At 72.5% G+C, this 23,481-nt stretch carries 30 protein-coding genes; 16 read left to right on the top strand and 14 right to left on the bottom strand.

The window, feature by feature from the left end; genetic code table 11:
• Positions 1-132 precede the first annotated feature (132 nt).
• The 4 genes from ABFT23_RS18035 to ABFT23_RS18020 all read left to right on the top strand — a co-directional run bounded on the left by ABFT23_RS18035 (position 133) and on the right by ABFT23_RS18020 (position 3,383).
• A complete protein-coding gene (locus tag ABFT23_RS18035) occupies positions 133-402 on the top strand; it encodes a GlsB/YeaQ/YmgE family stress response membrane protein (RefSeq protein ID WP_347897669.1) in 270 nt (89 codons plus the stop codon).
• A 149-nt stretch (positions 403-551) separates the two neighbouring features.
• Positions 552-986, top strand: a complete 435-nt coding sequence (locus ABFT23_RS18030; protein WP_347897668.1) for a hypothetical protein — start codon at positions 552-554, stop codon at positions 984-986.
• Positions 987-1,081: 95 nt separating this feature from the next.
• Positions 1,082-2,269, top strand: a complete 1,188-nt coding sequence (locus ABFT23_RS18025; protein ID WP_347897666.1) for a zinc-dependent alcohol dehydrogenase — start codon at positions 1,082-1,084, stop codon at positions 2,267-2,269.
• A gap of 25 nt (positions 2,270-2,294) precedes the next feature.
• Entirely contained in the window at positions 2,295-3,383 is a 1,089-nt protein-coding gene (locus tag ABFT23_RS18020) for a spore photoproduct lyase family protein (protein ID WP_347897968.1), read from the top strand.
• Between the two features lie 63 nt (positions 3,384-3,446).
• Here ABFT23_RS18020 and ABFT23_RS18015 read toward each other — a convergent pair whose 3' ends face one another.
• Positions 3,447-4,133 carry a hypothetical protein gene (locus tag ABFT23_RS18015; RefSeq protein ID WP_347897664.1) on the bottom strand — a complete coding sequence of 229 codons (687 nt, stop codon included), beginning with the start codon at positions 4,131-4,133 and terminating at the stop codon, positions 3,447-3,449.
• Between the two features lie 118 nt (positions 4,134-4,251).
• On the opposite strand from ABFT23_RS18015, the gene ABFT23_RS18010 reads away from it, so the two are divergent.
• Complete coding sequence (locus ABFT23_RS18010; protein ID WP_347897662.1) at positions 4,252-5,301, top strand: NAD-dependent epimerase/dehydratase family protein; 1,050 nt, start codon at positions 4,252-4,254, stop codon at positions 5,299-5,301.
• 24 nt (positions 5,302-5,325) lie between these two features.
• Here ABFT23_RS18010 and ABFT23_RS18005 read toward each other — a convergent pair whose 3' ends face one another.
• Positions 5,326-6,705 (bottom strand): hypothetical protein, encoded by a 1,380-nt coding sequence (locus ABFT23_RS18005; RefSeq protein ID WP_347897660.1) that lies wholly within the window; start codon positions 6,703-6,705, stop codon positions 5,326-5,328.
• Positions 6,706-6,786: 81 nt separating this feature from the next.
• Here ABFT23_RS18005 and ABFT23_RS18000 point away from each other — a divergent pair, with 81 nt between their 5' ends.
• Genes ABFT23_RS18000 through ABFT23_RS17990 form a run of 3 tightly spaced genes read left to right on the top strand, consistent with a single transcriptional unit; the run spans position 6,787 to position 8,770 of the window.
• A complete protein-coding gene (locus tag ABFT23_RS18000) occupies positions 6,787-7,458 on the top strand; it encodes a glycosyltransferase family 2 protein (protein WP_347897658.1) in 672 nt (223 codons plus the stop codon).
• A complete protein-coding gene (locus ABFT23_RS17995) occupies positions 7,455-8,108 on the top strand; it encodes a TIGR04282 family arsenosugar biosynthesis glycosyltransferase (RefSeq protein WP_347897657.1) in 654 nt (217 codons plus the stop codon). The genes ABFT23_RS18000 and ABFT23_RS17995 overlap by 4 nt, the downstream gene beginning before the upstream one ends.
• The gene (locus ABFT23_RS17990; protein ID WP_347897655.1) at positions 8,105-8,770 is read left to right on the top strand and encodes a class I SAM-dependent methyltransferase; all 666 of its coding nucleotides are present in this window, start codon (positions 8,105-8,107) and stop codon (positions 8,768-8,770) included. Before ABFT23_RS17995 ends, ABFT23_RS17990 begins: the two co-directional genes overlap by 4 nt.
• 144 nt (positions 8,771-8,914) lie before the next feature.
• Here the strand turns inward: ABFT23_RS17990 and ABFT23_RS17985 are convergent, their stop codons facing one another.
• Both ABFT23_RS17985 and ABFT23_RS17980 read right to left on the bottom strand, forming a co-directional pair.
• On the bottom strand, positions 8,915-9,733 hold the full coding sequence (locus ABFT23_RS17985) for an alpha/beta fold hydrolase (RefSeq protein ID WP_347897653.1): 819 nt from the start codon (positions 9,731-9,733) through the stop codon (positions 8,915-8,917).
• 104 nt (positions 9,734-9,837) lie between these two features.
• Positions 9,838-10,575, bottom strand: coding sequence for a response regulator transcription factor (locus tag ABFT23_RS17980; RefSeq protein ID WP_347897652.1), 738 nt, complete (start codon positions 10,573-10,575; stop codon positions 9,838-9,840).
• Between the two features lie 619 nt (positions 10,576-11,194).
• Here ABFT23_RS17980 and ABFT23_RS17975 point away from each other — a divergent pair.
• Both ABFT23_RS17975 and ABFT23_RS17970 read left to right on the top strand, forming a co-directional pair.
• Complete coding sequence (locus ABFT23_RS17975) at positions 11,195-11,437, top strand: DUF6458 family protein (protein WP_347897650.1); 243 nt, start codon at positions 11,195-11,197, stop codon at positions 11,435-11,437.
• Between the two features lie 222 nt (positions 11,438-11,659).
• Entirely contained in the window at positions 11,660-12,550 is an 891-nt protein-coding gene (locus ABFT23_RS17970; RefSeq protein ID WP_347897648.1) for a serine/threonine-protein kinase, read from the top strand.
• Between the two features lie 4 nt (positions 12,551-12,554).
• Here ABFT23_RS17970 and ABFT23_RS17965 read toward each other — a convergent pair whose 3' ends face one another.
• The gene (locus ABFT23_RS17965; protein WP_347897646.1) at positions 12,555-13,139 is read right to left on the bottom strand and encodes an RNA polymerase sigma factor; all 585 of its coding nucleotides are present in this window, start codon (positions 13,137-13,139) and stop codon (positions 12,555-12,557) included.
• Positions 13,140-13,274: 135 nt separating this feature from the next.
• On the opposite strand from ABFT23_RS17965, the gene ABFT23_RS17960 reads away from it, so the two are divergent.
• Positions 13,275-14,156, top strand: coding sequence for a hypothetical protein (locus ABFT23_RS17960; protein ID WP_347897645.1), 882 nt, complete (start codon positions 13,275-13,277; stop codon positions 14,154-14,156).
• 48 nt (positions 14,157-14,204) lie between these two features.
• The gene (locus ABFT23_RS17955) at positions 14,205-14,381 is read left to right on the top strand and encodes a hypothetical protein (RefSeq protein WP_347897643.1); all 177 of its coding nucleotides are present in this window, start codon (positions 14,205-14,207) and stop codon (positions 14,379-14,381) included.
• 24 nt (positions 14,382-14,405) lie between these two features.
• On the opposite strand, the gene ABFT23_RS17950 is transcribed toward ABFT23_RS17955, so the two are convergent.
• Positions 14,406-15,281, bottom strand: a complete 876-nt coding sequence (locus ABFT23_RS17950; RefSeq protein WP_347897641.1) for an NmrA family NAD(P)-binding protein — start codon at positions 15,279-15,281, stop codon at positions 14,406-14,408.
• A gap of 87 nt (positions 15,282-15,368) precedes the next feature.
• Here ABFT23_RS17950 and ABFT23_RS17945 point away from each other — a divergent pair, with 87 nt between their 5' ends.
• Positions 15,369-16,109, top strand: coding sequence for a TetR/AcrR family transcriptional regulator (locus ABFT23_RS17945; protein ID WP_347897639.1), 741 nt, complete (start codon positions 15,369-15,371; stop codon positions 16,107-16,109).
• Positions 16,110-16,254: 145 nt separating this feature from the next.
• Here ABFT23_RS17945 and ABFT23_RS17940 read toward each other — a convergent pair whose 3' ends face one another.
• From ABFT23_RS17940 to ABFT23_RS17920, 5 genes are all read right to left on the bottom strand, one after another.
• On the bottom strand, positions 16,255-16,461 hold the full coding sequence (locus ABFT23_RS17940; protein WP_347897637.1) for a hypothetical protein: 207 nt from the start codon (positions 16,459-16,461) through the stop codon (positions 16,255-16,257).
• Positions 16,462-16,498: 37 nt separating this feature from the next.
• Positions 16,499-16,768 carry a hypothetical protein gene (locus tag ABFT23_RS17935; RefSeq protein WP_347897635.1) on the bottom strand — a complete coding sequence of 90 codons (270 nt, stop codon included), beginning with the start codon at positions 16,766-16,768 and terminating at the stop codon, positions 16,499-16,501.
• Between the two features lie 140 nt (positions 16,769-16,908).
• The gene (locus ABFT23_RS17930) at positions 16,909-17,196 is read right to left on the bottom strand and encodes a DUF1905 domain-containing protein (protein WP_347897633.1); all 288 of its coding nucleotides are present in this window, start codon (positions 17,194-17,196) and stop codon (positions 16,909-16,911) included.
• Between the two features lie 84 nt (positions 17,197-17,280).
• Entirely contained in the window at positions 17,281-17,568 is a 288-nt protein-coding gene (locus ABFT23_RS17925) for a hypothetical protein (protein ID WP_347897631.1), read from the bottom strand.
• Positions 17,569-17,700: 132 nt separating this feature from the next.
• Positions 17,701-18,471, bottom strand: a complete 771-nt coding sequence (locus ABFT23_RS17920; RefSeq protein ID WP_347897629.1) for a hypothetical protein — start codon at positions 18,469-18,471, stop codon at positions 17,701-17,703.
• Between the two features lie 194 nt (positions 18,472-18,665).
• On the opposite strand from ABFT23_RS17920, the gene ABFT23_RS17915 reads away from it, so the two are divergent.
• Complete coding sequence (locus tag ABFT23_RS17915; RefSeq protein ID WP_347897627.1) at positions 18,666-18,878, top strand: hypothetical protein; 213 nt, start codon at positions 18,666-18,668, stop codon at positions 18,876-18,878.
• A gap of 109 nt (positions 18,879-18,987) precedes the next feature.
• Here ABFT23_RS17915 and ABFT23_RS17910 read toward each other — a convergent pair whose 3' ends face one another.
• Together ABFT23_RS17910 and ABFT23_RS17905 are read right to left on the bottom strand one after the other, a co-directional pair.
• Positions 18,988-19,575, bottom strand: a complete 588-nt coding sequence (locus ABFT23_RS17910) for a dihydrofolate reductase family protein (protein WP_347897625.1) — start codon at positions 19,573-19,575, stop codon at positions 18,988-18,990.
• 91 nt (positions 19,576-19,666) lie between these two features.
• On the bottom strand, positions 19,667-20,014 hold the full coding sequence (locus ABFT23_RS17905) for a VOC family protein (RefSeq protein ID WP_347897624.1): 348 nt from the start codon (positions 20,012-20,014) through the stop codon (positions 19,667-19,669).
• A 250-nt stretch (positions 20,015-20,264) separates the two neighbouring features.
• Between ABFT23_RS17905 and ABFT23_RS17900 the strand changes: the two genes are divergently transcribed.
• Positions 20,265-20,708, top strand: coding sequence for a ferritin-like domain-containing protein (locus ABFT23_RS17900; RefSeq protein ID WP_347897622.1), 444 nt, complete (start codon positions 20,265-20,267; stop codon positions 20,706-20,708).
• Here the strand turns inward: ABFT23_RS17900 and ABFT23_RS17895 are convergent.
• Positions 20,705-22,015 (bottom strand): MFS transporter, encoded by a 1,311-nt coding sequence (locus ABFT23_RS17895; protein ID WP_347897620.1) that lies wholly within the window; start codon positions 22,013-22,015, stop codon positions 20,705-20,707. The genes ABFT23_RS17900 and ABFT23_RS17895 overlap by 4 nt on opposite strands.
• A gap of 94 nt (positions 22,016-22,109) precedes the next feature.
• On the opposite strand from ABFT23_RS17895, the gene ABFT23_RS17890 reads away from it, so the two are divergent.
• On the top strand, positions 22,110-22,673 hold the full coding sequence (locus ABFT23_RS17890) for a TetR/AcrR family transcriptional regulator (protein ID WP_347897618.1): 564 nt from the start codon (positions 22,110-22,112) through the stop codon (positions 22,671-22,673).
• Positions 22,674-23,481 lie beyond the last annotated feature (808 nt).

Genomic DNA, 23,481 nt, shown 5'->3' with positions numbered 1-23,481 from the left:
GGCGGCACGTCCCTGCGGGCGAGCCCGTCGGGGTGGAGCGCCGTCGTCGTGTGACGAGCGACTCGTCCGCGACTCCCGCGACTCCACGCACGGGTGAGCCGGGACGATGTGTCCGAGTACTACAACATTCACATGGCCATCATCGGATTTCTCGTGTTCGGACTCGTCGTCGGCGCGCTCGCTCGTCTCATCAAGCCCGGGAAGCAGAACCTCGGCATCGTGGGTACTCTCGTCCTGGGTGTGCTCGGGTCGCTGATCGGTGGCGTCGTCGCCTCGGCCATCGGCACCGGCGACATCTTCGAGCTCAACATCATCGGCGCGATCGTCGCGATCATCGCCGCGGTGCTGCTCATCGGCGTCGTCGAGAGCCTCATGGGCCGCAACAAGTCCGCGCACGTCTGAGTCACCCGCTCCACCGCCGGTCCGCCGGCACCGTCCGCCGCCGCCGCCGTCTGCCTCGTGCAGGCACGGCGGCGGCTGTGCGTCCACCGCCGGCCGGGATGACCGGCCGGGTGGTCCGGCCCGACCCGCCGGTGGCCGATCCTGGTCCGATGGAGAGCCTGCCGCGCCGCCGCCCGTCCGTGCTCGCCCGGGGGTTCGCCGTCGGGCTGGCGAGCGGGGCGCGGAGCACGCTCGGGCTCGTGCCGCCGTCCATCGGACCCGCTAGTCGCTGGCCCCAGGTCGTCGCCGCCGGCCTGGTCGCGACCGAGCTGGCCGTCGACAAGCTCCCCGTGACCCCGAGCCGGCTCGCCCCTCCGCCCTTCACGGCCCGAGTCGTGCTCGGCACCGTCGGTGCCGCGACCCTGGCCCGGCGCGAGGAGGCCGGTTGGGTCCTGCCCGCCGCGGCGGGTGCGATCGGTGCCGCCGCCGGCACGCTGGGCGGAGCGGCGCTGCGTCACGCAGGGGCCGAACGCGGCGTCACGTGGCCGGCGGCACTGCTCGAGGACGCGGTCGCGCTCGCCCTCGTCCGCTGGGCCTGCGGCTGAGGCCCCGGGTCGCCCCGCCGGGTGAGGCTCGCCCAGGCACGTCTGGGCACCGGTCGACGAATGTCCACCACCGGAGACAGACCCGAAGGAGCACGATGAGAGCCGTCACCTGGCAGGGCCGCAACGACATGCAGGTCATCGACGTCCCCGACCCGCGGATCGAGGAGCCGACCGACGTCGTCGTCCGCATCACCTCGACCGGGTTGTGCGGCAGCGACCTGCACCTCTACGACCCGCTGACGCCGTTCATGACCGAGGGCGACGTCGTCGGCCACGAGCCGATGGGCGTCGTCGAGGACGTCGGGGCCGAGGTCACCGCGCTGGTGCCCGGCGACCGGGTCGTCGTCCCGTTCAACGTCTCGTGCGGCACCTGCTGGACCTGCAGCCGCCACCTTCACAGCCAGTGCGAGACCACGCAGAACCGCGAGCACGGCACCGGCGCATCGCTCTTCGGCTACTCCAAGCTCTACGGCCAGGTGCCGGGCGGCCAGGCCGAGGGCCTGCGCGTGCCGTTCGGCAACACCCTGCCGATCAAGATCCCCGACGGCGCACCCGACGAGCGCTACCTCTACCTCTCCGACGTGCTGCCGACCTCGTGGCAGGCCGTCGACTACGCGCACGTGCCGGACGGCGGGTCGGTGCTCGTCCTGGGGGCCGGGCCGATCGGCGACATGAGCGCGCGGATCGCCCTGCACCAGGGCAAGCGGGTGATCGTGGTCGACTCGGTCCCCGAGCGGTTGGCGCGCGTCGCGGCGTGGGGCGCCGAGGTGATCGACACGAACGAGATCGACGCCGACGACGTGCCCGACCGGGTGCGTGAGCTGACCGACGGCCGGGGCACCGACTCGGCCATCGACGCCGTCGGCATGGAGGCCCACGGCTCACCGGTGGCCGAGGCGGCCCAGAAGTCGCTGCGCTTCCTGCCCAAGAAGCTCGCCGAGATGCTCATGCAGAACACCGGCTCCGACCGGCTCGACGCGCTCTACACCGCCTTCGAGGCCGTGCGGCGCGGCGGGACCGTCTCGATCTCCGGCGTCTACGGCGGTGCCGCCTCACCGATGCCGATGCTGCAGCTGTTCGACAAGCAGCTGACGCTGAAGATGGGCCAGGCCAACGTGCACCGGTGGAGCGACGAGATCCTCGACCTGCTGCAGCGCGACGAGGACGTGCTCGGCGTGGAGGACTTCGCCACCCACCGGCTGCCGCTGGAGGAGGCACCGGAGGCGTACCGCAAGTTCCGCGACAAGGAGGACGGCATGGTCAAGGTCGTCTTCAAGCCGTGAGGCCGTCGACCCTGGGCGTGGCCCGCTGACCCCGCCACGACGCGCCGCCCGCGCGCCCCAGCGGCTGCTCGACGTCCGGACGATCTACCACGAGCCCGACATCGAGTCCTGGGACCGGGCGAGGCAGGTCCTCGCCCGGTTCCCGGACGCCGAGCGCGTCGAGGTGCGTGCGCACGGAGACATCCCCGGGTTGTACGGCAATCCCGGGGGCGTGCGCGACTGGGTGCGCACGAAGCGGCAGGTGCTGGTGCTGGGCGAGAAGAAGAGCCTGAGCGCGCGGCCGAACGGCCGCTCCGCCGACTTCATCGCGCCCTCGACGTCGAACGGGTGCGCGATGGCGTGCGGCTACTGCTACGTGCCTCGGCGCAAGGGGTACGCCAACCCGGTCACGGTGTTCGTCAACATCGAGAAGATCCTCGGCTACCTCGAGCGGCACGTCCGCCGGCAGGGCCCGAAGCCCGGCCCCAACCAGTGTGACCCGGTCGACTGGGTCTACGACCTCGGCGAGAACGGCGACTGCTCGCTCGACGCCGTGGTCTCCGACAACGTGCGCGACCTCGTCGACCTGTTCGCCCGCACCGACGGCGCCAAGGCCAGCTTCGCCACCAAGCTCGTCAACCGTGACCTGCTCGACTGGGAGCCCCGCGGCGGCACCCGCGTGCGCTTCTCGATCATGCCCGAGCGGATGTCGCGCCTGCTCGACCTGCGCACCTCGCCGATCGCCGAGCGGCTCGCCGCCGTCGACGACTTCGTCGAGGCCGGCTACGAGGTGCACCTCAACCTGAGCCCGGTCGTCGTCCATGAGCACTGGGTCGCGGAGTGGCGCGAGCTGCTGCAGCAGGTCGACGCCGCGCTCGGACGGCGGGCGAAGGCCCAGCTCGCCGGCGAGATCATCTTCCTCACCCACAACGAGGCGCTGCACGAGGTCAACCTGGGCTGGCACCCCCGCGGCGAGGACGCCCTGTGGCGCCCGGACCTGCAGGAGGGCAAGACGAGCCACAGCGGCCAGGAGAACGTGCGGTACCGGGCGCGGTGGAAGGCGAAGTGGCGCGACGACCTCCTCCGTCTGATCGCGGAGGAGACGCCCTACCTCACGGTCCGTTACGCCTTCTGACCGGACGCACGACGCCGCGCCGGCCCGGGCGGGCCGACGCGGCGTCTGTGTGATCGATGCGGGTCAGGGCTTGACCGTGATGGTCGCGACGCCGACCTTGACGTCCTGGCTGAGGGCGTCGATGCCGAAGGTGCTGTTCAGCAGGTCGGCCGCACCCTGGGTCAGGAACACGCCCGAACCCGTCAGGACGACGTCCTGGCCCGCCTCGACCGTCGGCGGCTTCAGCGTGGTGCCGTTGAGGCGGAAGATCGGGATGCTGGTGGCGGCGACCTTGCCGTCGACCGCGACGTCGCCGTAGACGATCGAGGCGACCGGGTCGACGTCGAAGTTGCCGACGGTGACGGTCGTGCCACCGGCCTCCAGGTTGAGCCCGGAGTTCTCGTGCTGGATCTGGCCCACGACGTAGTCGGGGGTGGTGCCGGGCTCGAACAGGCCGACGTTGCCACCGGTGATCGGGAACGAGATCGTGTCGCCGTCGAGCTTGGCCTCCTTGAACGGCGACGGCGTCACCATGAGGTCGGTGAGGGCCTGCAGGAAGCCGGGGTCGAGCTTGACCGCGGTCGTGCTGCCCTTGTTCTGGCTGAGGTCGGTGATCTGCGCGACGTACTGGATGCTCTGGCTGCTGCTGTCGCCCGAGCCGGAGCTGTTGCCGCCGTCGTTGTCCTCGCTGCCGCAGGCGGCGAGCGGGACGGCGAGGAAGAGGAGGCCGACGGTCCCGGCCAGGGCCTTCTTGGTGATGCGTGTGTTCATGGTGGTGCTCCTGTCGGAGTGGGGGCGCGACGTGCGCTGTCAGCAAGGTGTTCGACGACGCCGCCCGACCGGATTGCCACCCACCAGGGTGGTGCACGTCTCACCGTAGGCTCGCCGGGTGCGCGTCCTCCTCACCGGCTCGGCCGGTTTCATCGGAACTGCCGTCGGATCGACCCTGGAGGCGTCCGGACACGATGTCGTCCGGATCGACCTCCTGCTGCCCCAGGCGCACGGACGCGACGCCGCCGCGCCACCGGGTACCCAGGTGCTCGACGTCCGCGACGCCGGTGAGTGGCGCGGTGTGCTCGACGGCGTCGACGTGGTTTGCCACCAGGCGGCCGTCGTCGGTGCGGGCGTGGCCGTCTCCGACCTGCCGGCGTACGCCTCCCACAACGACCTCGGCACGGCCGCGCTGCTGGCGGCGATGCACCAGGCTGACGTCGACCGGCTGGTGCTGGCCTCGTCGATGGTCGTCTACGGCGAGGGTCGCTACGCGTGCGCCGAGCACGGGGTGCGGGTGCCCGGACCGCGGCGCGTCGAGGCTCTGGAGGCCGGCGACGTCGAGAACCACTGCCCCGACTGTGACCGGGCCCTGGGCTGGGAGACCGTCGACGAGGACGACCGCCTCGACCCGCGCAGCTCCTACGCGGCCAGCAAGCTCGCCCAGGAGCACTACGCGTCGTCGTGGGTGCGCCAGGCCGACGCCTCGGCCGTGGCGCTGCGCTACCACAACGTCTACGGACCGGGCATGCCCCGCGACACGCCCTACTCGGGCGTGGCCGCGATGTTCCGCTCCTCGCTCGAGCGTGGTGAGTCGCCGCAGGTCTACGAGGACGGCGGCCAGGTACGCGACTTCGTGCACGTCGACGACGTCGCCCGGGCCAACCTGGCCGCGGTCGAGGCGGTGGGCACCGGTGCGCTCCCGCCTTACCGGGCCTACAACGTCGCCTCCGGCACCCCCGTCACGATCCTGGACGTCGCCCGCCTGGTGGCCTCGGGCGTGCCGGGCACGACGCCCGAGCCCGAGGTCACCGGGGGCTACCGCCTGGGCGACGTGCGCCACGTCGTCGCCTCGCCGGCGCGGGCCACGGCCGAGCTCGGCTTCACCGCCGAGGTGCGCCCCGAGACCGGCCTCCCGGCCTTCGCGACGGCGCCGCTGCGCGGTTGATCGTCGCGGCGGCCACCACTGTGGTCACCACTGGGTGAACACGGTCTGCTGCAGCACGATCGCCGTCGCCACCTGCACCGCGAGGGCCGGACGCCGCCAGCGCTCCGGCAGCAGCACGGCCGAGACGAGCAGCCACGGCACCCACGGCAGCCAGATGCGCTCGACCTCGGACTTGCTCATCCCCGACAGCGTGGCGACGAGCAGCGAGACCGCCGCGCCCAGCGACAGGAGCACCGCCGTCCGGCGCTCACCGACCGCGCCGCGCACCGTGGCCCGGACCCGCGGCACGGCGCAGGCGACACCGACGCCGACGACCGGCCCGGCCGAGACGAGCAGCGCTCCGAGGTTGGCCCAGACCCAGTACGACTGGGGGCGGAGCCCGCCGAGGCCGGCCTGGTAGCGCGCCGTCAGCGGACCGTACGCCTCCCACCACCAGAAGCCGAACGCGCCGAACACGACGGTCACGACCAGGGCCCCACCGACCGCCCAGGGCAGGGGCCGCCACGAGCGGACCGCCGCGAGCACGGCCAGGGCCACCGGGCCAATCAGCACGAGTCCGTAGGACATGAAGACACCGAGTCCGAGGAACAGCCCGGCGACCAGGCCCCAGCCGATCGTGCCGCGGCGTGCGGTGGCCGAGGCCGCGAGCGCCAGGAAGGCCAGCCCCCACGTGGTCACCGCCGCGAAGACCGCGTCGGCCGAGACGGCCATGAGCACCGCGGCCGGGGTGAGCACCAGGAACGGGGCCGCGCGCCGCGCGACCTGCTCGGCACCGAGCGCGCGCAGGGCCACGAGGGCACCGGGGGCGGTGGCCGCGGCCACGACCGTGACCGCGAGACCGACGCCGTAGGGGGAGCCGATCCCGAGCCGCACGAGCGCGACGAAGAACAGCAGGGCACCCGGTGGGTGCCCGGCCACGTGCACCGGCCAGCTGTCGGGCTCGCCGTAGGTGATGCGGCCGATGTAGCCGTCGAGCAGCGCCGGGACGTCGGTGACGGCCTGCGCCGTCTGCAGGTACTCGTCGGGCGCCGCCTCGACCCGGGCGATGCCCTCCGAGCCGTCGACGTAGGCGAGGGCGAGGAGCCACCCCAGGCCCACCACGTAGGTCAGCAGGAGCAGCACCGGCCAACGCACCGTGCAGGCCAGGCGGGGGAGGACCAGCCAGGCGAGGACGCCGAGGACGACGACGCGCACCGTCTCCGGCGACGTCCACGGCTTCACGTCGACGTAGCCGCGCAGGGGCGGCACCCGGTCCTCGCCGGGCCACGGGCGGCGCGACAGGGTCTCGATGTCGAGCAGGTCCGGCAGCCGGAACGACAGCACGAGGAGCAGCCCCGTGAGCGCGAGGCCGACCCACGCGGCGCGGGCGACGGCGCGTGGGGCGGGCGGAGCCGGCTCGGTCATCAGTCGTGACCCTACGAGCACCTACGTCGCCGGTTGGGGTGGGGCGCGGCCTTGTCCGAGGTCCCTAGCGTTGGTCGGACGATGCCGACGCCCGACGTGCAGTGCGACCTCGTCCTGCCGTGCCGGGACGAGGCTCCGGCGCTGCGTGCACTCCTACCGCTCGTGCCGCCTCAATTCTCGGTGGTCGTCGCCGACAACGGCTCCACCGACGGCACCGCCGACGTCGCCCGACGCCTCGGCGCCCGGGTGGTCACCGAGCCGACGCCGGGCTACGGCGCCGCCGTCCAAGCCGGACTCGAGGCCGCGACGAACCCGTACGTGGCCTTCATGGACGGAGACGGGTCGTTCGACCCCCTGGAGCTGGTCGGGTTGCTCGCCGACGTCCGTGAAGGTCACGCCGACATCGCCGTCGGACGACGCCGTCCGACGGGCCGAGGCGCGTGGCCGTGGCACGCCCGCGCCGGCAACGCGCTCATCGTGGCCTGGCTGCGCCGCCGCATCGACCTCGACGCGCACGACATCGCCCCGATGCGGGTGTGCCGGCGGCAGGCCCTGCTCGACCTCGACGTCCGCGACCGTCGGTTCGGCTACCCCGTCGAGATGCTGCAGAAGGCGACGGCGGCCGGGTGGCGGTTCACCGAGCACGACGTCGCCTACCACCCCCGCGCCGAGGGCACGCGCTCCAAGGTGTCGGGCTCCGTCGTCGGCACCGTGCGCACCGCGCGCGACTTCGCGAAGGTGCTCGCCCGATGAACCCCTGGACACTCCTGGTGGTCGCCAAGGCGCCCGTGGCCGGGCTCGCCAAGACCCGCCTCGCGGCCGAGGTCGGCGACCGGTGCGCCGCAGACCTCGCCGCGGCCGCTCTCCTCGACACGCTCGAGGCGGGCGCGTCGGCGCCCCGCCTCGTCGTCGCCCTGACCGGCGACCTCGACCGGGCCGAGCGCCGCGACGACCTCGAGACGGCACTCGGCACGGCCACCGTCGTCGCGCAGCGCGGCGACGGCTTCGACGAACGCCTCGCCGCGGCGCACACCGACGCCGGGCCCGGGCCCGTCGTCCAGGTCGGCATGGACACCCCGCAGGTCACCGCCGACCTGCTGGCCGAGGTGGCGGCCGGTCTCGAGACCCACCACGCCGTGCTGGGCCCGGCCGACGACGGCGGGTGGTGGGTGCTGGCGCTGCGCGACCCCGCCGACGCCGAGGCCCTCGCCGGCGTGCCGATGTCGACCGACCACACGTTCGACGACACGGTCGAGGCGCTGCGCACGCGTGGTCTCGACGTCGCGACCGCGGCCGCCCTCACCGACGTCGACACCGTCGCCGATGCCGGCGTCGTGGCCGGCCGCGCCCCCGCCACCCGGTTCGCGCGAGCCTGGCGGCGCGTGCAGGAGGAGGTCGCGTGACCGACCAGATCAATCGTCCTCTGGAGCCTCGTGCCGACAGCTTCAGCGCCGTCTTCGCACGGGCCCTGCGTGGTAGCCCGTGCGACGTCGTCGGGCTCGACGACGCGCCCTACCGGCTGCCGATGACCGCGTGGACCCGCGAGGCCGACGATGCCGACCGCGCCGTCCTCGCGCTGTGCGACGGCCCGGTGCTCGACGTCGGCTGCGGGCCCGGCCGCATGGCCGCCGCGCTCACCCGGGCCGACGTCCTGGCGCTCGGCATCGACGTCGTGCCCGAGGCGGTCGTGCAGGCCGTCGGACGGGGGGCCCCGGCGCTGCGCCGCAGCGTGTTCGAGAAGCTGCCCGGCGAGGGCCGCTGGAAGACGTGCCTGCTGGCCGACGGCAACGTCGGCATCGGGGGCGACCCGGTCGGCCTGCTGTCCCGGTTGCGCGAGGTGCTCGCTCCGGCGGGCCGCGTCGTCGTCGAGGTCGCGCCGCCCGGCGTCCCGGCCAAGACGGTGTGGGCGACGATCGCCGACGACGAGTCGTCGAGCAGCCCGTTCCGGTGGTCGGTCGTCGGCCTCGACGACATCGCCGAGGTGGCGAGCGCCGCCGGGCTAGGGGTGCGCGAGGTCGAGTGCCACCACGACCGGTGGGTCGTCGTCCTCGAGCCGGCGGAGTGAAGCTGCGCCGGGTGCCGTGACGTCGTCGCGACGCCCAGCTCTGCTCGCCAGGCGCTGCGGCGCCAGACCAAGGGTGGAGCTCCTGCTCGCGTCGGTCGACCGCCCGGCCACGGGCTCAGGCGGCCGACCGGCGTCCGCCCGAGGTCACTTCTGCAGGAAGTCGAGCAGTGCGCGGTTGAACTCGTCGGCGTGGCTGACGTTGCACCCGTGCGGGGCGCCCTCGAGCACCACGAGCTCGCTGCCCGCGATGGACTCGTGGGTGCGCTTGCCCGAGCCCTCGAACGGCACGGTGGCGTCGCTGTCGCCGTGGATGACGAGCGTCGGCACGGTGATCTTCGACAGGTCCTCGCGGAAGTCGGTGCCACCGAAGGCGTCCATGCAGCCGAGCGCGGCGCCCTGGTCGGACCGCTGCGCGAGGGCGAGGGCCTTCTGTCGCTCCTCCTCGCTGACCTTGAGGTCGCCACCCGCGGAGTAGAAGTCGGTGACGAAGCCGTCGAAGAACGCGTCACGGTCCTGCTCCAGACCCGAGCGCATCTCAGCCGCGGCGTCCTGGTCGAGCGGTCCGTCGGGGTTGTCGTCGCCCTTGAGTAGGTAGGGCGGCACCGCCGCGGCGAAGACCACGCTGTGCAGCCGGTCGGTGCCGTACGCCGAGGCGTAGCGGGCGACCTCGCCGCCGCCCATCGAGAAGCCCACAAGGGTGACGTCGTTCAGGTCGAGGTCGGCGAGCACGTTGTCGAGGTCGCCCGCCAGGGCGTCGTAGTCGTAGGCGTCGCCCGGGTCGGACTGTCCGAAGCCGCGCCGGTCGTAGGCGACCACGCGGTAGCCGGCGTCCTTGAGAGCCGGCACCTGGGCGCTCCACGACTCCGCCGACAGCGGCCAGCCGTGGATCAGGACGACCGGCCGTCCGTCACCGCCGCTGTCGGTCACGTGCAGGTTGCGGCCATCTGTCTTCTCATCGCTCATGGCTCATGATTAGTCCGCCTCGTCGTCGCGCCCGCCCATCCGCGAGGGTGGGACGCCCGGATTTCACCCGGGTGGGGGAACGGCGCCGGAGGCCCTCCGCGCGTTCAGGACTGCGGGTCGGCCTCGCCGTACCCGTGGCTGGTGGCCCAGAGCACGGCCCGGGTGCGTGACGTCGTCCCGATCTTGCGGTAGGTGCTGCGCACGTAGGTCTTGACCGTGTTGATGCTGAGGCCGAGCTCGGTGCCGATCTCGATGTTCGACAGCCCCCGGGCGACCAGCTCGAGGATGTCGTTCTCGCGCTCGGTGAGCCCGACGTCGTTGATGCGGGTGGGATGGGGCGCCTCGGCGTCCTCGGTGTGCACGACGGCGCGCTGCGCGGCCAGCCGGGTGACCTGCTGGCGTTCGAGGTGGTCGAAGATGTCCTGACCGACCCCGGTCCTGGTGTCGGGCGTGAGCGAGCGCGAGAGGTCGCGGCCGGTGATGATGCGCTCGATCGTGTCGACCAGCTGCGGGCCCGTCAGCGTCTTGGGGAGCACGACCCGGGACTCGCGAGGGCCGTGGCGGTAGCTGTCGATCGGGTCGTCGCCGCTGCCGAGCTGCTCCACGACCCCGTGCGGGTCGGCCCAGGTGTAGGGGATGCAGCGCGCACCGGACCGGCCCGCCCCGGTGACCACGGCCCGGTCGGCCGGGCTCATGCCGACCGGCTCGAAGAGCAGGACGTCGACCGGTGACGTCGCCATCTCGTCGACGCCGTGTCCGACGAAGTCGACCCGAGAGGCGAGTGGCGCCAGGATCGCGGCCAGGCCGGCCCGGGCGAGCTCCGAGTCGTCGAGCAGCGCCACGCGCGGTGCTCGAGCCGTCTCGGCGACCGGACCGCGCTGTCGGGGTGCGTCGGGTGGAGTGGATGAGACCACGACGGGCCTGCCTCCCTGGCCGGGACATACCGGTCGAGCCCATGGTGACCTACGCCGGCCCGATACCCCTACAGGTGACCCCGCGGGTTGGCCCGCGTCCCCGGTGGGCCAGGGTCCACAGGCCGTGCCGGACCTCGACGACGCGAGGTTGTCGGTGGCGACCCCTACGGTGGCAGATGCTGCCTACGCCGTCCGTGCGACGACGTCGGCACTACTCGCCGACGGTCTCGGCGAGACATGAGAGGGAGCAGGTCCTGGCCACGGTCCCGGGCCAGGACCTGCAGTCCTCGATCACCCCAGTACACGGAGTGGAAGCACCACCCGGGTCGTGGTGAGTCACTCGAAGACGTCACCACTGTGGGGTCTCGGCGTCGTCGTCGCCTCACCCCGGGGAGCGGCGCCTCGCCGGCCGGAGGTCAGTTCGCCCAAGGGGGTGGTCTTCGGCCGGTGGTGTAACGCCGGCCGGGTCTCGTCACATGACTCGATGGAGGACAGACCTCCGGCGCCTCGCGCCGTTACCGGCCTGCGGGTCGTGAGAGGAGTTGTCATGGGATACGGATTCGGAGCGTTCCTGGTCGTCGTGGGGCTGGTCCTGGCCCTGGCGGTCACGGACAGCGTGAACGGGATCGACCTGACGATGGTGGGGTGGATCATGGCCGCCGTGGGTGCGGTCCTGATCGTCATCACCGCCGTCACGTGGAACAGCGGGCGACGCTCGCGTGCCGTGCAGACGGTCACCCACCCGGACGGGTCGCAGACGGTGCGCGAGAACAGGACCGACAACGTCTGACCGGCAGCGGTCCGGCCGCCCGGCCGGTACCGCTGGCAAGCACCTACCCCCACGCACCTGGAGGCAACCCATGAACACACGCACCATCGCGATCATCGCGCTCGTCCTCGTCGTCATCGTCCTGGCGATTCTGCTCCTCTGAGTGGCCGGGAGACGGGGAGCACCGATGGTCGGCACGAACGACACCGCGCCCCGGTGCGAGTCGAGGGCGGGGGTGCTCCGGTGAGCACCGCGCACCCCCGCCTGTTCGGCGGTCGCTACGAGGTCGTCGCGACGCTCGGCCGCGGTGGGATGGCGTGCGTCTACCGAGCCCACGACCGGGTGCTGGAGCGGGACGTGGCCCTCAAGGTCGTGAGCGAGGCGACCGACGACGTCCGCGACCAGTTCGTCACCGAGGCCCGGCTGCTGGCGCGCCTGTCGCACGAGGCGATCGTGACGCCGTTCGACGCCGGCCTCGACGACACCCCGCCCTGGCTCGTCCTCGAGCTCGTCGAGGGACAACCGCTGTCCCGTGTCCTGGCCGCCGGCCCCGTCGGGCACGGGGTGCTGGCCGGTCTGTCGGCCCAGGTCGCGGCGGGCCTGGCCCACGCGCACGCCGCCGGCGTGGTGCACCAGGACGTCAAACCCAGCAACGTCATGGTCGCCGCGTCGGGGCGGGCCCGGTTGACCGACTTCGGGGTCGCCCGGCTCGTGGTCGACGACGAGCCGGTCGGCGACGACGAGCGCGTCGTCGGCACCGCTGCCTTCATGGCCCCCGAGCAGCTGCGGGGCGAGAAGGTGACCGGCGCCGCCGACGTCTACGCCCTCGGGCTGCTGCTGCTCGAGGCCCTGACCGGGACCCCGAGCTTCCCGGACAGCTCTATGGACGCCCGGCTCGTCAGGCTGCACCACGGCCCGCTCATCCCGGCGTCGCTGCCGCGCGGCTGGCCGGCGCTGCTGGCCGCGATGACCGCGCTGGCTCCGGGGAGCCGACCGAGCGCGGAGGGCGTCGCGTGCCGGCTGCGCGACCTCGCCCGAGACCACGCGGCGCACGACATGACCGAGCGCACCCAGACCATGCCCGTCGTCCGACGGGTGGTCTCGCCGGTCGACGGGCTCGGCGACGAGGCCTGACGGCCTAGGTCGCGCCGAGGGGATCGGCGGCCTCGGGCGCGCGGGCGTCGTCGAGCACCGCGCGCAGGCGCCCGAGCGCACGGTGGCGCGCGACGCGGACGGCGGTAGGCCTCATGCCGAGCGCCTTGGCGGTCGCGCCCACGTCGAGCCCGGCCACGTCGATGCACGCCACGACCTCGGCCTCCCGGGGGCTGAGGTGGCTCAGCAGCTCGGCGATCGCCTCGTCGTGCACGAGTCCGGTGTCGGACGGGTCCTCGGCGCGCTCGGTGAGGACGTCCAGCGTCGTCGTGTCGGTGGGCTGCGTCTGCCGACGGGCACCGGTGCGGTGCGCGTTCGAGGCGTGGTGACGAGCGATGGTGAAGAGCCAGCCGCCGAAGTCCTCGTCGGACCCGTCGAAGTCGGCCATCTTGGTGGCGGCCGTCAGCCAGGCCTCCGCGACGACGTCCTCGGGTGACGACGCCCAGTCGGACCTCGGCAACGCGCGGACCAGGCTGGTGATGCGCGCACTGTGGAGCAGGTAGAGCCCGTGCCAGCCGGACTCGTCCCCGCTGCGTGCGGCCGAGACGAGGTCGTCGGTTCTACGGGTCACCGTCGTGGCTTCCGGTCGGTCTCATCGGTCCGAGCGACGATGACGGGCGGGGGGCGTGGTCGTGCACTGCAGCGTAACGATGTCGACGGCTCGTGACATGTTGTGCACGTGGGGGAGTTTCGATCACGCTCCGAGGTGTCGCGCCTGATCCGCGCGACGCCGGCACCGACCGAGCCCGATCCCGAGCTCGTCGCACGCCTGGCCGCGCTCGCCGCGGCCTCGACCCCGACCGCTGCGGTCCGGCACCGCCGGCGCGCTGGCGCGGCCCTGGCCGGTCTCGCCCTGTCGGCCGTGGCCGTGGGTGGCGGTCTGGGGGTCGCCTACGCAGCGGGCGTCGTCGACCCGCCCTGGACGCCGTCGCCACCGGTTCCGGTCGAGTCGCCGTCCACGACGCCGGCGGTACCCACGCCGTCCACGCCGGGCGCCACGGACGCCGTCCCGGGGCCTGCGGCCGGGGGCGCCGCCGAGCCGAACACCAGGCCCCCGCGTGCCCAGCCCTCCCGTCCGGGCCGGGCCGACGACACGCACGCGGGACCGGAGCACGGCGAGGGTTCGGGACCCGAGCACGGCGAGGGCCCCGGGCCGAAGCACGACGAGGGTCCCGGGCCGAAGCACGGCGAGGGTCCCGGGCCGAAGCACGGCCAGGGCCCGGGCTCGGAGGACGGCCAGGGCCCGGGCTCGGGGGACGGCCAGGGCCCGGGCTCGGAGGACGGCCAGGGCCCGGGGTCCAACAACGGCCACGGTCCGGGGTCCAACAACGGCCACGGTCCGGGGTCCAACAACGGCCACGGTCCGGGGTCCGACAACGGCCACGGTCCGGGGTCCAACAACGGCCAGGGCCCGGGGTCCAACAACGGCCACGGTCCGGGGTCCAACAACGGCCAGGGCCCGGGGTCCGACAACGGCCACGGTCCGGGGTCCGACAACGGCCACGGTCCGGGGTCCAACAACGGCCACGGTCCGGGGTCCAACAACGGCCAGGGCCCGGGGTCGAGCAACGGCCACGGGGCCGGCTGAGCGACGGCCACAGGGAGCGCACACGCTCGGTGTGGGTACCGTGCGCGTATGGCATCCGACCCGCGCGAGTCCGACCAGCCGTCCGAGGGCGGCGATCCGGCGGCCCCGGAGACCACCGCGGAGCACGACGACGCGCTGGCCGACGAGATGTCGGAGGAGTCCTTCCCCGGCAGTGACCCGCCGTCGACCTGGGCCGGGCACGACACCCCGCCGCGAGAGCGGTGACTGCCGGCCGGCGCCCCTCCGGGGTCAGCCGGGGATGATCGGCGTCGTGACGATGTCGGCGATGGCGGCCCGGGTGCGGTGAGCCGGGCGGCCGAGGACCCGCTCCAGGGTCGGGTCGGTGACGGCGAACTCGCCTTCGCGGGCTGCGCGGAACATGCCCAGGGTGAACTCGGCCGCGGCCGGTGGCATGCCTCGCGCGACGGCGGACGCCGTCCACTCGTCGTCGGGGACGACGACCCGCTCGACGGCTCGGCCGAGAGCTGCGCTCGCGGCCTCGGCGACGTCGGCCAGGTCGAGGAGGTCGGGTGCGGTCAGCGGCGCCGTGACGCCGTCGAGGCGCGCGCCGTCGACCAGCGCGGCGGCGGCCACCTCCGCGAGGTCGTCGTGGTGGGTCCAGGAGAACGGCCCGTCCTCGGGCAGCTCGAGACGCCCGGCGGCGACGGCGGCGCCGAGGTAGTGCTCGAGCGTGCTGACGTAGAACCCGTTGCGCAGCGCTGTGAACGGCAGGTCGAGCCGCTGCAGGTGGTCCTCGGTCGCGGCGTGGGTGCGCTGCGGCAGGAACGACGAGGTCGGCGATGCTGCCTGGTGGCTCGTGTAGAGCACGCGCTCGGCGCCGGCCGCCCTCGCTGCGTCGATCGCGGCGAGGTTGGCTGCGACCGCGCCGTCGCCGCGGATGGCGGCCGAGACCACCAGCACCCGGCTCGCGCCCTCGAACGCGTGCCCGAGCGAGGTCGGGTCGAGGAAGTCTCCGGCCCGGACCCGGACGCCCCGGTCGGCGAGGTCTCGTGCCGCTGCCGGGTCGCGCACACTGACCCCGACGGTCTGCGCGGGGACGCGCTCCAGCACCTTCTGCACGATGCGCGAGCCGAGCCGTCCGGTTGCTCCGGTGATGACGAGCATGTGGTCCTCCTGGCTTGTTTCCGACGGTAACGCCATGACGGTATCCCTGATACTGCACTGATAGCAATCGACCGTTAGCATCGATCCATGACTGCTGACACCGACGCCGGCGGCACCCGCGAACGGATCGTCGACGCCGCCGCTCGCCTGCTGCGTGACGAGGGAGCCCGCGCCGTGACCACCAGGGCCGTGGCGCAGGCGGCCTCGGTCCAGGCGCCGACGATCTACCGCCTCTTCGGCGACAAGGACGGTCTGGTCGAGGCGGTCGCCGAGCACGTGATGGCGACCTACGTCTCCAGCAAGCAGAGGGCGGCGATGGACGCCGCCGACGCCGACCCGGTGACCGACCTGCGCGAGGGCTGGCGCCTGCACGTGGAGTTCGGCCTCGCCAACCCCGACCTCTACGCCCTGCTCACCAGCCGCGGTCGCGCCCAGCCGTCGGCGGCCACGCGGGCCGGCATCGAGGTGTTGCGCGCCCGGGTCCGCCGCCTCGCGGCTGCCGGGCTGCTCCGCGTCGACGAGGACCGCGCGCTCGGCCTGATCCACGCCGCCGGCACCGGCACGGTGCTCGCGCTGCTCGAGACCCCGCCCGCCGACCGCGACCTCGGTCTCGTCGAGGCGGCGTACGACGCCGTCGCCGCCGCGATCCTCGTGGGTCAGCCCGCCCGTCCCGAGAGCAACCCGCTGACGAGTGCCGTCGTGACCGCTGCCGCCGTCCTGCCCGAGCTGCCGGGGTTGAGCGAGGCGGAGCGAACTCTCATGGCCGAATGGCTCACCCGGTCCTTGGCGCACCTGCGAGACCCGGCCCGAGCCGGTCGCGGGACCTGACCGAGGCTAGCCAGGCGGGGGACAGGCGTCGCTACTGGGGCCAGCGGCCGGTCATGAGGAACGTGTCGACGCGTCGCCTGAACGTGGCCATGTCCTCGGCCTCGTCGTCCGCGGCCGGCACCTGGCCAGCGAGGAACCCCCGCACCTAGTAGCGGGTCGCCTCGGGGACGCCGTCCGGCAGCTCGTCCAGGCTGACCCTGAAGCTCACCTGCCGGGTCTCGCACCACGCAGGCAGGCGACCCCAGGACGTGTTCCCGGCCGCCGGGTACAGGAGGTCCCGAGCGCCGGGGTGGTGCACGCGGGGGAACCAGAGGTCGTCGTCCAGGTCGTCGCTCCGCTGGCCCAGTCGCACGGCTCGAGGGTAGGTGGGCGACCGGGCGGCCGCTCGGTCACGGTCGGTAGGCAGGGTCGTCGCCGTCGGCGTTCTTCACGCTCTGCCACGGTCGGTGGATCGTGTAGCGCGGGCCGCCGTTGCCCGGGTCGAGCACGCAGTCGTACCAAAGCAGATGACGCTCCTTCTTGACCAGCGTCTGCTGGAAGAAGCCCGGGGGAGTGAGCTCACAGGCGCTCGACTCCGAGTCCAGCGTGAGGAGCAGCTGGAGGACGCTGAAGAGCCCGACGCACGACAGGACGGCGATGACGACCGGGATCGGACGCACGCGTGTTCGCAACGCGCTCGAGCCGGCCCGGGTTCCCACCGGCGCACAGTGCCACATCGGCATCGTCGGCGGGACGGAACCGGCACGGTCCTCGACCGGCGCACCGCACTGGGCCTGGGAGGCAGCCCTGGTCGGCGTCGTCAGCTGCGGCGCGCCGTCAGGTGGACCGTCACCTCGTCACCGTCGGTCTTCCCGATCGCGCGTCGGATGGCAGCCGCGACAGGCAGCTTGTGGGTTCCGTCGCCGAGGGCCATGAACGAGCTCTCGAACGGTTCGCCGTCGATGGTGCCCGCGACCTTCACCAGGCCGCGGGTCCCGAAGATGCTGGCGGAGTCCTCCAGCTGCACGCACGTCCAGGTGTCGCCGACGCGCACCCGACCGAGCACCGCTGTGAACCAGATGTCGAGGGGTCCCGCTGTGGTGCCCATGCTTCCTCCGACGGGTGGGTGGCAGGCGTACGTCGAGGTGGACCCGGGGCGGTCCCGGTTGTCATCGCCCGTCGCGGAACGTCGTCAGGCTTGCCCGACCGGTCTGCGCCGGCCGAGGCGGTAGCCGAGGCACGTCGCCAGCACGACGAGACCCGAGCCGACGATCACCCATCCGATGAGTCGCGTGCGGGCCACGACCACCGCGGGACTGTCTCCCCAGGTCATCTGCCAGTCTGAGCCCTCGTCGAGAGGGGTGTAGGCGAACCAGCCCATCTCGGTCGGCTCGACGGAGGCGGTCCACGCCGCGACGGTGCCGCCGACGACGAGGGCGACCCCCAGGATCCACCAGAGATGACGAGCGCGCGAGGCCACGCGATCAGTATGGCCTGCACGGCAGCCGTGTCGGGTCAGAACGGGAGGCCTGTCCGGAGCACCGGACGTCTCGTCGCGCGAGCGCGGCGACGAGACGTCCGGCCCGTGGTAGGTCAGCGCGTGTGCGTCTGCTCAGTTGGCGGTGACGGTGCCGGTGAAGAGGCACACGTTGCCGGCGCCGTAGACGCCGTTGCCGCCGGCGAGCGTGCCGTTCTTGACGGCCGCGCCGGTCCATCCGCGCAACGTGGCGCCGTCGGTGCCGAAGGCGGTGAAGTCGCTGTCGTCCTCGGAGTCCATGGAGGCGTTGTTGGCGCTGGCGCTGTCCGCCTCGAGGATCGCGTCGGTCTCCGGGGTGCTGGTGTTGAGGAAGTCGGCAGCGGCGGGGCCCCCGTCGAGGGTGTCGTCGCGGGAGTCGAAGATCGCGCCGTTGGTCGAGGACTTGATGTAGACCTCGGAGTAGGTGGTCGGTCCGCTCGTGTCGGTGAAGCACTTGGCGTAGACCGTGAGGGTGCCCTTGCGGAACAGCACGACCGAGGGCGCGGCGGTCCGCGCGTCGGCTTCCGTCGGGCCGGACGTCGCGACGACCCGTTGCCGGGGGATGACGGTGTCGGTGGCCGCGCCGGGCTGCAGGTCGGCCCGGGTCACCGTGCCGTCCTTGATGTCGGCACCCGTGGTCGTGCCGTCCTTGATGTCGGCGCCCGTGATCGTGCCGTTCTTGACGTCCGCGCCCGTGAGGGCGTTGTTCTTGACGTCGAGGCTGGTGATCGTGCCGTTCTTGATGTCCTTGCTGGTGATGAGCTTGGCGGCGACCGAGGCTCCTCCGCTGGTGACGACGAGGCCCGCGACAAGGGCTGCGGCAGCTGCCGCGGTGAGGGGCGTGGCGGCGCGACGAGACGAGTTCATGGTGGCTCCCGGTGCTTGGCTGGTGCGGTGATCAGGTGCTCGTCAACCTAGGTCTCGCCCACACGCGATGGCATGGCCCGGATGAGCCATGTCGACAGGGTCTCGGTGTGGTCGGACCGTGGTCAGGTCGCGCCGGACCGGGTGTGTTCCGCGGTTCCCGCGTCCGGTCGCTGCGCACGCCCGATGATCGGCACATGTCGCCCAGCCATGACGTCGGACGCCCCCCTGTCAGGGCGGTGATCGTCGTGGTCGCCACGGTGGTGCTGGCCGGCGTCGCCTCCTCGCCGATGGTCGAGGTCGAGGTCGAGGTCGAGGTCGAGGTCGAGCATCTTCTCGCCGCCGACCACATCCGGGTCACGGACTTCCCTCTGTTCGTCGGGACGGCCGACAGCTCGTGTGACGAGTAGCGCGCACGGCGCTCTGCGGCTGGGCGGGCGTGCCCGGGGCGCGGTGTGGTCGGCGTGTCGGTCCTCTGGCCGCGTTGGGCGCTCCTCGGTGACGCGACGCCGTGCGGGCTCAGCCGTGCGTCACGCGGTAGCTGAGGACGACGGCTTCGGAGTCGTCGTACCGGCGTACGCCTGCGAGCTGCAGGTCGGTGGTCGGCACGCCGTCGAAGACGGGGGTGTCGCCGGCGATCAGCTTCGGCCCGATCATCAGGTGCAGCTCGTCGACGAGTCCGTGGGCGAGCAGGTCGGACCACATGGTGCGGCTGCCGAAGATGACCGTGTCGCCGTCGCCGGCACGTAGTTGCGCCACGACCCGGTGGGCCTGATCGCGGGCGACGATCGTGGTCTGCTCGCGCCACGGGCCGGCGTCGGCCGCGGTGAGCGAGTCGGAGACGACGATGACCGGGAGTCCTTCGCGCATGCGAGCAGCGATGCGTTGCTCGGCTGGTGAGGCGTCCGGGTTGTCGGGTACCTGGGGCCAGTAGCCGACCATCTGGCGGTAGGTGGTGGCGCCGTAGAGAACACGTGCGGCCCGGGAGATCTGTTCGGAGTTGTGCTCGTTGAAGCTCTCGTCGAGCGGCATCACCGAGATGTCGCCGCCGCTGCCTTCGGCGTAGCCGTCGACACTGACGGCGGTCGAGACGATGACCTGGCCCATGGGCGCTCCTGGGAAGAGATGTGTGGTTGCGTGGTCGTGCGGCTCTTGCGGGGGTGCTGACATGTCGGCGCGGTGGAGATTCGTCGGTCGTTCAGGGCTGGACGAGGGTGATGGAGTTCCCGTCGGGATCGAGCACCCGGGCCACCGCGGTGACGACCTCGCCATCGTCGACCTGCAGGTCGACACCGCGCCGTTGCACGGCCTCGGCTGCTGCGGAGAGGTCGTCGAACGTCAGGGTGACCAGGCCTCCGCCGGCGCGGGTGGCGTCGACCACCACCTGCAGCACGCCACCGCCGAGGTCCCACTGTGCGAGGCCGGGCATGGGCGAGTCCGAGGCAGGCGCGCCCAGGAGGCGCTCGTAGAAGTCACCAGCGGTGTCGAGGTCCCGCACCGGAACGGCAGCCAGCACGGCGGCCACGGACAGCTTGTCGTCAACCATGGGGATGTCGACCGGCTCGGCACGGGGAACTCATCGCGCGCCGTCCGGTCCGACGACGAAAGCGACCACGACGGCGACGGTGGTGATGGACGGGTACCGTCGGCCGCCTGAGATGCGGGTGTGGTCGCTCTGGGGACGCGGTGCCGGGGAGTGAGGCCGAGGTCGCTGACGGAAGGCGACCGAGCGGGTGAGCCTCATCGGTGACGACGCGATGGATGGTGCACAGACACCACGATCGAAGGAGCACGGAATGACGGACGACGCCAATGCGGCCAAGGAACTGGTCGAGACGCTGGTCGACGGGGAAAGGGGTTTCGCCGACTCGGCCGAGAAGCTCCGCGACAGCGACCACCCCGAGTGGGCCACGGTCCTGCACCGGCTCTCCGAGCAACGCAAGGACTTCCACCGCGAGATCGTCGCCCTCGGCCACGAGTACGGCGACGACGTCGACGACAGCGGAACGCTGGCCGCGAAGGTGCACCGCGGCTGGCTCTCCCTCAAGGACGCCCTCACCGGCGACAGCCCCGACGGGGTGCTGAAGGCGGTCCTGACCGGGGAGGACCACGCCGTCTCGGAGTACGACGACGCACTGGAGAAGGACCTGAGCGACGGCTTCCGCGAGGTCGTCACCCGCCAGCGCGCCGCTGTCGTCAGCGCACGCGACGAGGTGAAGGCGCTGCAGGCCGCCGGCTAGGACCGCGCATCCCTGCCGAGCGACGTCCCGCTCGCCCACGACACCCCGGGTCCGATGGACCCGGGGTGTCGTGGTGTCTGCTGCGTCGCAGGCTCTCGTGGGCGGAGAACGCCGACGCTGTCGAGCTGGTCACCGGGTCGCCGTCGCGTGCCCTCGGTGATCATGGCGGTGACCACGAGCGCGACGACGGCGATCCCGTAGACGACGATGGTCGCCTTCAACCCGAACTGCTCGGTGGCCAGCCCGGCCACCAGGGCCGGGACGCTGAAGGCGAGGTAGCTGACGATGTACATGGTCGCGAACACCTCTCCTCGCCGGTTCGCCGGAGCCGCCTCGCCCAGCTCGGACACGACCGAGCGGAACGATGCGCCGAACCCGTAGCCAGCGACCACCGACCCCACCAGATACGTCGCGAACCCACCGCCGAGCGTCGCGACGACCGTCACGATGACGCCGGCAGTCAGGGTCGCGTAGCCGACCCAGGCGCGCCATCGTGGCGCCACGCTTGCTGACGTGGTCGTGCCCAGCACCCCCGCGACGAAGAACGCGCCGAGCGCCAGCCCCACCACGAAGTGGTTCTGCGCGCCGAGCACGGTCACGACCACCGAGGAGCCGAGCGAGAGGTAGAGGCCGCTGAGCGCCCAGGTCGCCGTCATGGGCGGCAGTTGTGCGAGGAACACCGCTCGGGCCTCCGGCGGCAGTCCCAGGCTCGGGACCAGCGACCGCCACAGCCCGCCTGACGCCGTCGCCCGGGGGCGGGTGTGCTCGGGAACCAACCACACGAGCGCCGCGAGCACCACGTATGCGCCGCCGAAGAGCCAGAACACCAGCTGGCGCGGGTGGGGTGCGAACTGCACGAGAGCGCCGGCGGTGACGAGGCCGATGCCGATGCCCAGGGTCGGGACGGCGCTGCTGACGACCGAGCCGAGCTGCGAGCTCGGCGCGCTGTCCACGATCATCGCGGTCGTGGTGCTGGCTGCAGCGCCTACCGCGAGACCCTGGACGACTCGCGCGAGCATCAGGCCACCCACGTCGTCCGCGGTGGCGAAGAGCAGCATGCCGACGGCGAGGAGTACCAACGCGGCCGATGCCACCGGCCGGCGTCCGACGTGGTCCGAGATCGAGCCGATGGTCAACAAGGCGGCGAGCAGGGCGAACACGTAGACGGCGAAGACGAGCGTCAGCGTGAACGCCGAGAATCCCCAGAGGCGCTGGTAGACCGGGTAGAGGGGAGATGGTGCCGACGCGGCGGTCAGCGTGGCCGCGCCGGCGGCACCGGCGAGTGCGAACGGGAGTGTGCGAGCCATCGGTCCCCTTTAAAGCAATGATGTTTGCTTTGTGAACGGTACGGGCCCGCGGCTCCTTAAAGCAAACTTCGTGGCCCGAGGGTAGGCTGTGGCGATGGTCGACGCAGCCGAGTCACGCCGCCCCGGGGGACGGAGCACGCGCGTGCTGAACGCCGTCTACACCGCCGTCGGCGAGCTCGTCGGCGAAGGCGCGGAGCGAGTCAGCTTCCCGGTGATCGCCGAGAGGGCCGGGGTGAACCCGACCACCCTCTACCGCCGCTGGCCGGACGTCGGAAGCCTGCTCGAGGACGTCGCGGTCGCCGCCCTGACCCGCGAGGGGGAGTCCGCCCCCGACACCGGCTCCCTCCGGGGCGACCTCACCTCGTGGGCGGAGACGATCAGTCGCGACATCAGCCGCCCAGAGCGCGCTCGCTACCTGCGCGCCATGGTCGCGGCGCGTGTGCACCTGGTCGCGGCATGTCCGGTCAACGACGTCCGGCGCGAACAGGCGGCCGAGGTGGTGCAGCGGGCCAGCACCCGCGGCGAGCCAGCACCGACGGTGGAGCAGATCCTCGACCACGTCGTCGCACCGCTCTACCACCGCGTCGTGTTCGCGCTGGAGGTCGACGACGCCTTTGCCCGGCGCCTGGTCGCCGACGTGCTGGCGATGAGTGGCTGAACCGCGCCTCAGGCTGCCGCAGCGCCGGAGCCTGCCCGCGAGTCCCAGGACGTCGAGATGGCCGATGGTCGAGACTGACCTTGTCGTGCTGGTGGAGTCCGGTGCGGACGCCGGCACCTGTCGCGTCTCGCGGCGACCGCTGCGCGGATCGCGATCTTCACGACGTGAAACACCGTCGGTGGCCGTTGGTGGAGAAGCGGGTCCGATCTGCGGAAACGCAGGTATCGCGACGGTGCGGATGAGCTCGCTTGTTCTGCTGAGCTCGACGTGAGTCCGCGGAGCAGATCGCACGTCGTTCGAAGGGCCCGGGACTCCCGGGCCACTGCAGGGGCTCAGCTCCTCGGCACTGACGCCCCTGCCGGGAGGATCGCAGGTGCGCGACCGAACCGCGAGTCGGCGGCGACACAATGTCGTCCGTGAGCTCCGATGCGATCGCTTCTGCTGCCGGCACCTTCGTGCTGCTCCCTGGCCGGCACCACTGTGTGACCCGTTTCCAGGTGGACTACCTGCGAGGGCTGCTCGGGGGGACCGTGCCGTGTGACGACGGTGCCGCGGTCGGCGACGGCGCCCAGGTCGTGTGGGCCGTCACCTCGGCCTCGCACGCGCACACCCGGCGCAACCCGATCTCCGGGCCCCGACGGGTCGGGCTGATCGAACGCGTCAGCGCGGTCGAGGCGCTCCCCTCGCTGGTCGTCACGATCCCCGATGTGCCCGCGCACCCACGGTTCGCCCAGCTGGTCCTCACCACCGCAGCCACCGAGCTGGGTGTCGAGCTGACGGTGGAGAACACCGTCGTGGCGTGCTCCAC

Origin of the sequence: Nocardioides secundeburneus, from assembly GCF_039939255.1 — a bacterium.
Taxonomy (GTDB): Bacteria; Actinomycetota; Actinomycetes; order Propionibacteriales; family Nocardioidaceae; genus Nocardioides.
The sequence above is the reverse complement of the archived record's forward strand: the minus strand, read 5'-3'. Positions and strand labels throughout refer to the sequence as shown.

What these genes read in the sequence shown, in the direction of transcription:
- ABFT23_RS17915 (WP_347897627.1), top strand. Translation starts at nt 18,666, where the DNA reads ATGTCGCCCAGCCATGACGTCGGACGCCCCCCTGTCAGGGCGGTGATC.
- ABFT23_RS17995 (WP_347897657.1), top strand. Translation starts at nt 7,455, where the DNA reads ATGAACCCCTGGACACTCCTGGTGGTCGCCAAGGCGCCCGTGGCCGGG.
- ABFT23_RS17930 (WP_347897633.1), bottom strand. Translation starts at nt 17,196, where the DNA reads ATGGGCACCACAGCGGGACCCCTCGACATCTGGTTCACAGCGGTGCTC.
- ABFT23_RS17920 (WP_347897629.1), bottom strand. Translation starts at nt 18,471, where the DNA reads ATGAACTCGTCTCGTCGCGCCGCCACGCCCCTCACCGCGGCAGCTGCC.
- ABFT23_RS17900 (WP_347897622.1), top strand. Translation starts at nt 20,265, where the DNA reads ATGACGGACGACGCCAATGCGGCCAAGGAACTGGTCGAGACGCTGGTC.
- ABFT23_RS18005 (WP_347897660.1), bottom strand. Translation starts at nt 6,705, where the DNA reads ATGACCGAGCCGGCTCCGCCCGCCCCACGCGCCGTCGCCCGCGCCGCG.
- ABFT23_RS17945 (WP_347897639.1), top strand. Translation starts at nt 15,369, where the DNA reads ATGACTGCTGACACCGACGCCGGCGGCACCCGCGAACGGATCGTCGAC.
- ABFT23_RS18000 (WP_347897658.1), top strand. Translation starts at nt 6,787, where the DNA reads ATGCCGACGCCCGACGTGCAGTGCGACCTCGTCCTGCCGTGCCGGGAC.
- ABFT23_RS17905 (WP_347897624.1), bottom strand. Translation starts at nt 20,014, where the DNA reads ATGGTTGACGACAAGCTGTCCGTGGCCGCCGTGCTGGCTGCCGTTCCG.
- ABFT23_RS17910 (WP_347897625.1), bottom strand. Translation starts at nt 19,575, where the DNA reads ATGGGCCAGGTCATCGTCTCGACCGCCGTCAGTGTCGACGGCTACGCC.
- ABFT23_RS18015 (WP_347897664.1), bottom strand. Translation starts at nt 4,133, where the DNA reads ATGAACACACGCATCACCAAGAAGGCCCTGGCCGGGACCGTCGGCCTC.
- ABFT23_RS17890 (WP_347897618.1), top strand. Translation starts at nt 22,110, where the DNA reads ATGGTCGACGCAGCCGAGTCACGCCGCCCCGGGGGACGGAGCACGCGC.
- ABFT23_RS17975 (WP_347897650.1), top strand. Translation starts at nt 11,195, where the DNA reads ATGGGATACGGATTCGGAGCGTTCCTGGTCGTCGTGGGGCTGGTCCTG.
- ABFT23_RS18030 (WP_347897668.1), top strand. Translation starts at nt 552, where the DNA reads ATGGAGAGCCTGCCGCGCCGCCGCCCGTCCGTGCTCGCCCGGGGGTTC.
- ABFT23_RS17985 (WP_347897653.1), bottom strand. Translation starts at nt 9,733, where the DNA reads ATGAGCGATGAGAAGACAGATGGCCGCAACCTGCACGTGACCGACAGC.
- ABFT23_RS18025 (WP_347897666.1), top strand. Translation starts at nt 1,082, where the DNA reads ATGAGAGCCGTCACCTGGCAGGGCCGCAACGACATGCAGGTCATCGAC.
- ABFT23_RS17950 (WP_347897641.1), bottom strand. Translation starts at nt 15,281, where the DNA reads ATGCTCGTCATCACCGGAGCAACCGGACGGCTCGGCTCGCGCATCGTG.
- ABFT23_RS17955 (WP_347897643.1), top strand. Translation starts at nt 14,205, where the DNA reads ATGGCATCCGACCCGCGCGAGTCCGACCAGCCGTCCGAGGGCGGCGAT.
- ABFT23_RS18035 (WP_347897669.1), top strand. Translation starts at nt 133, where the DNA reads ATGGCCATCATCGGATTTCTCGTGTTCGGACTCGTCGTCGGCGCGCTC.
- ABFT23_RS17895 (WP_347897620.1), bottom strand. Translation starts at nt 22,015, where the DNA reads ATGGCTCGCACACTCCCGTTCGCACTCGCCGGTGCCGCCGGCGCGGCC.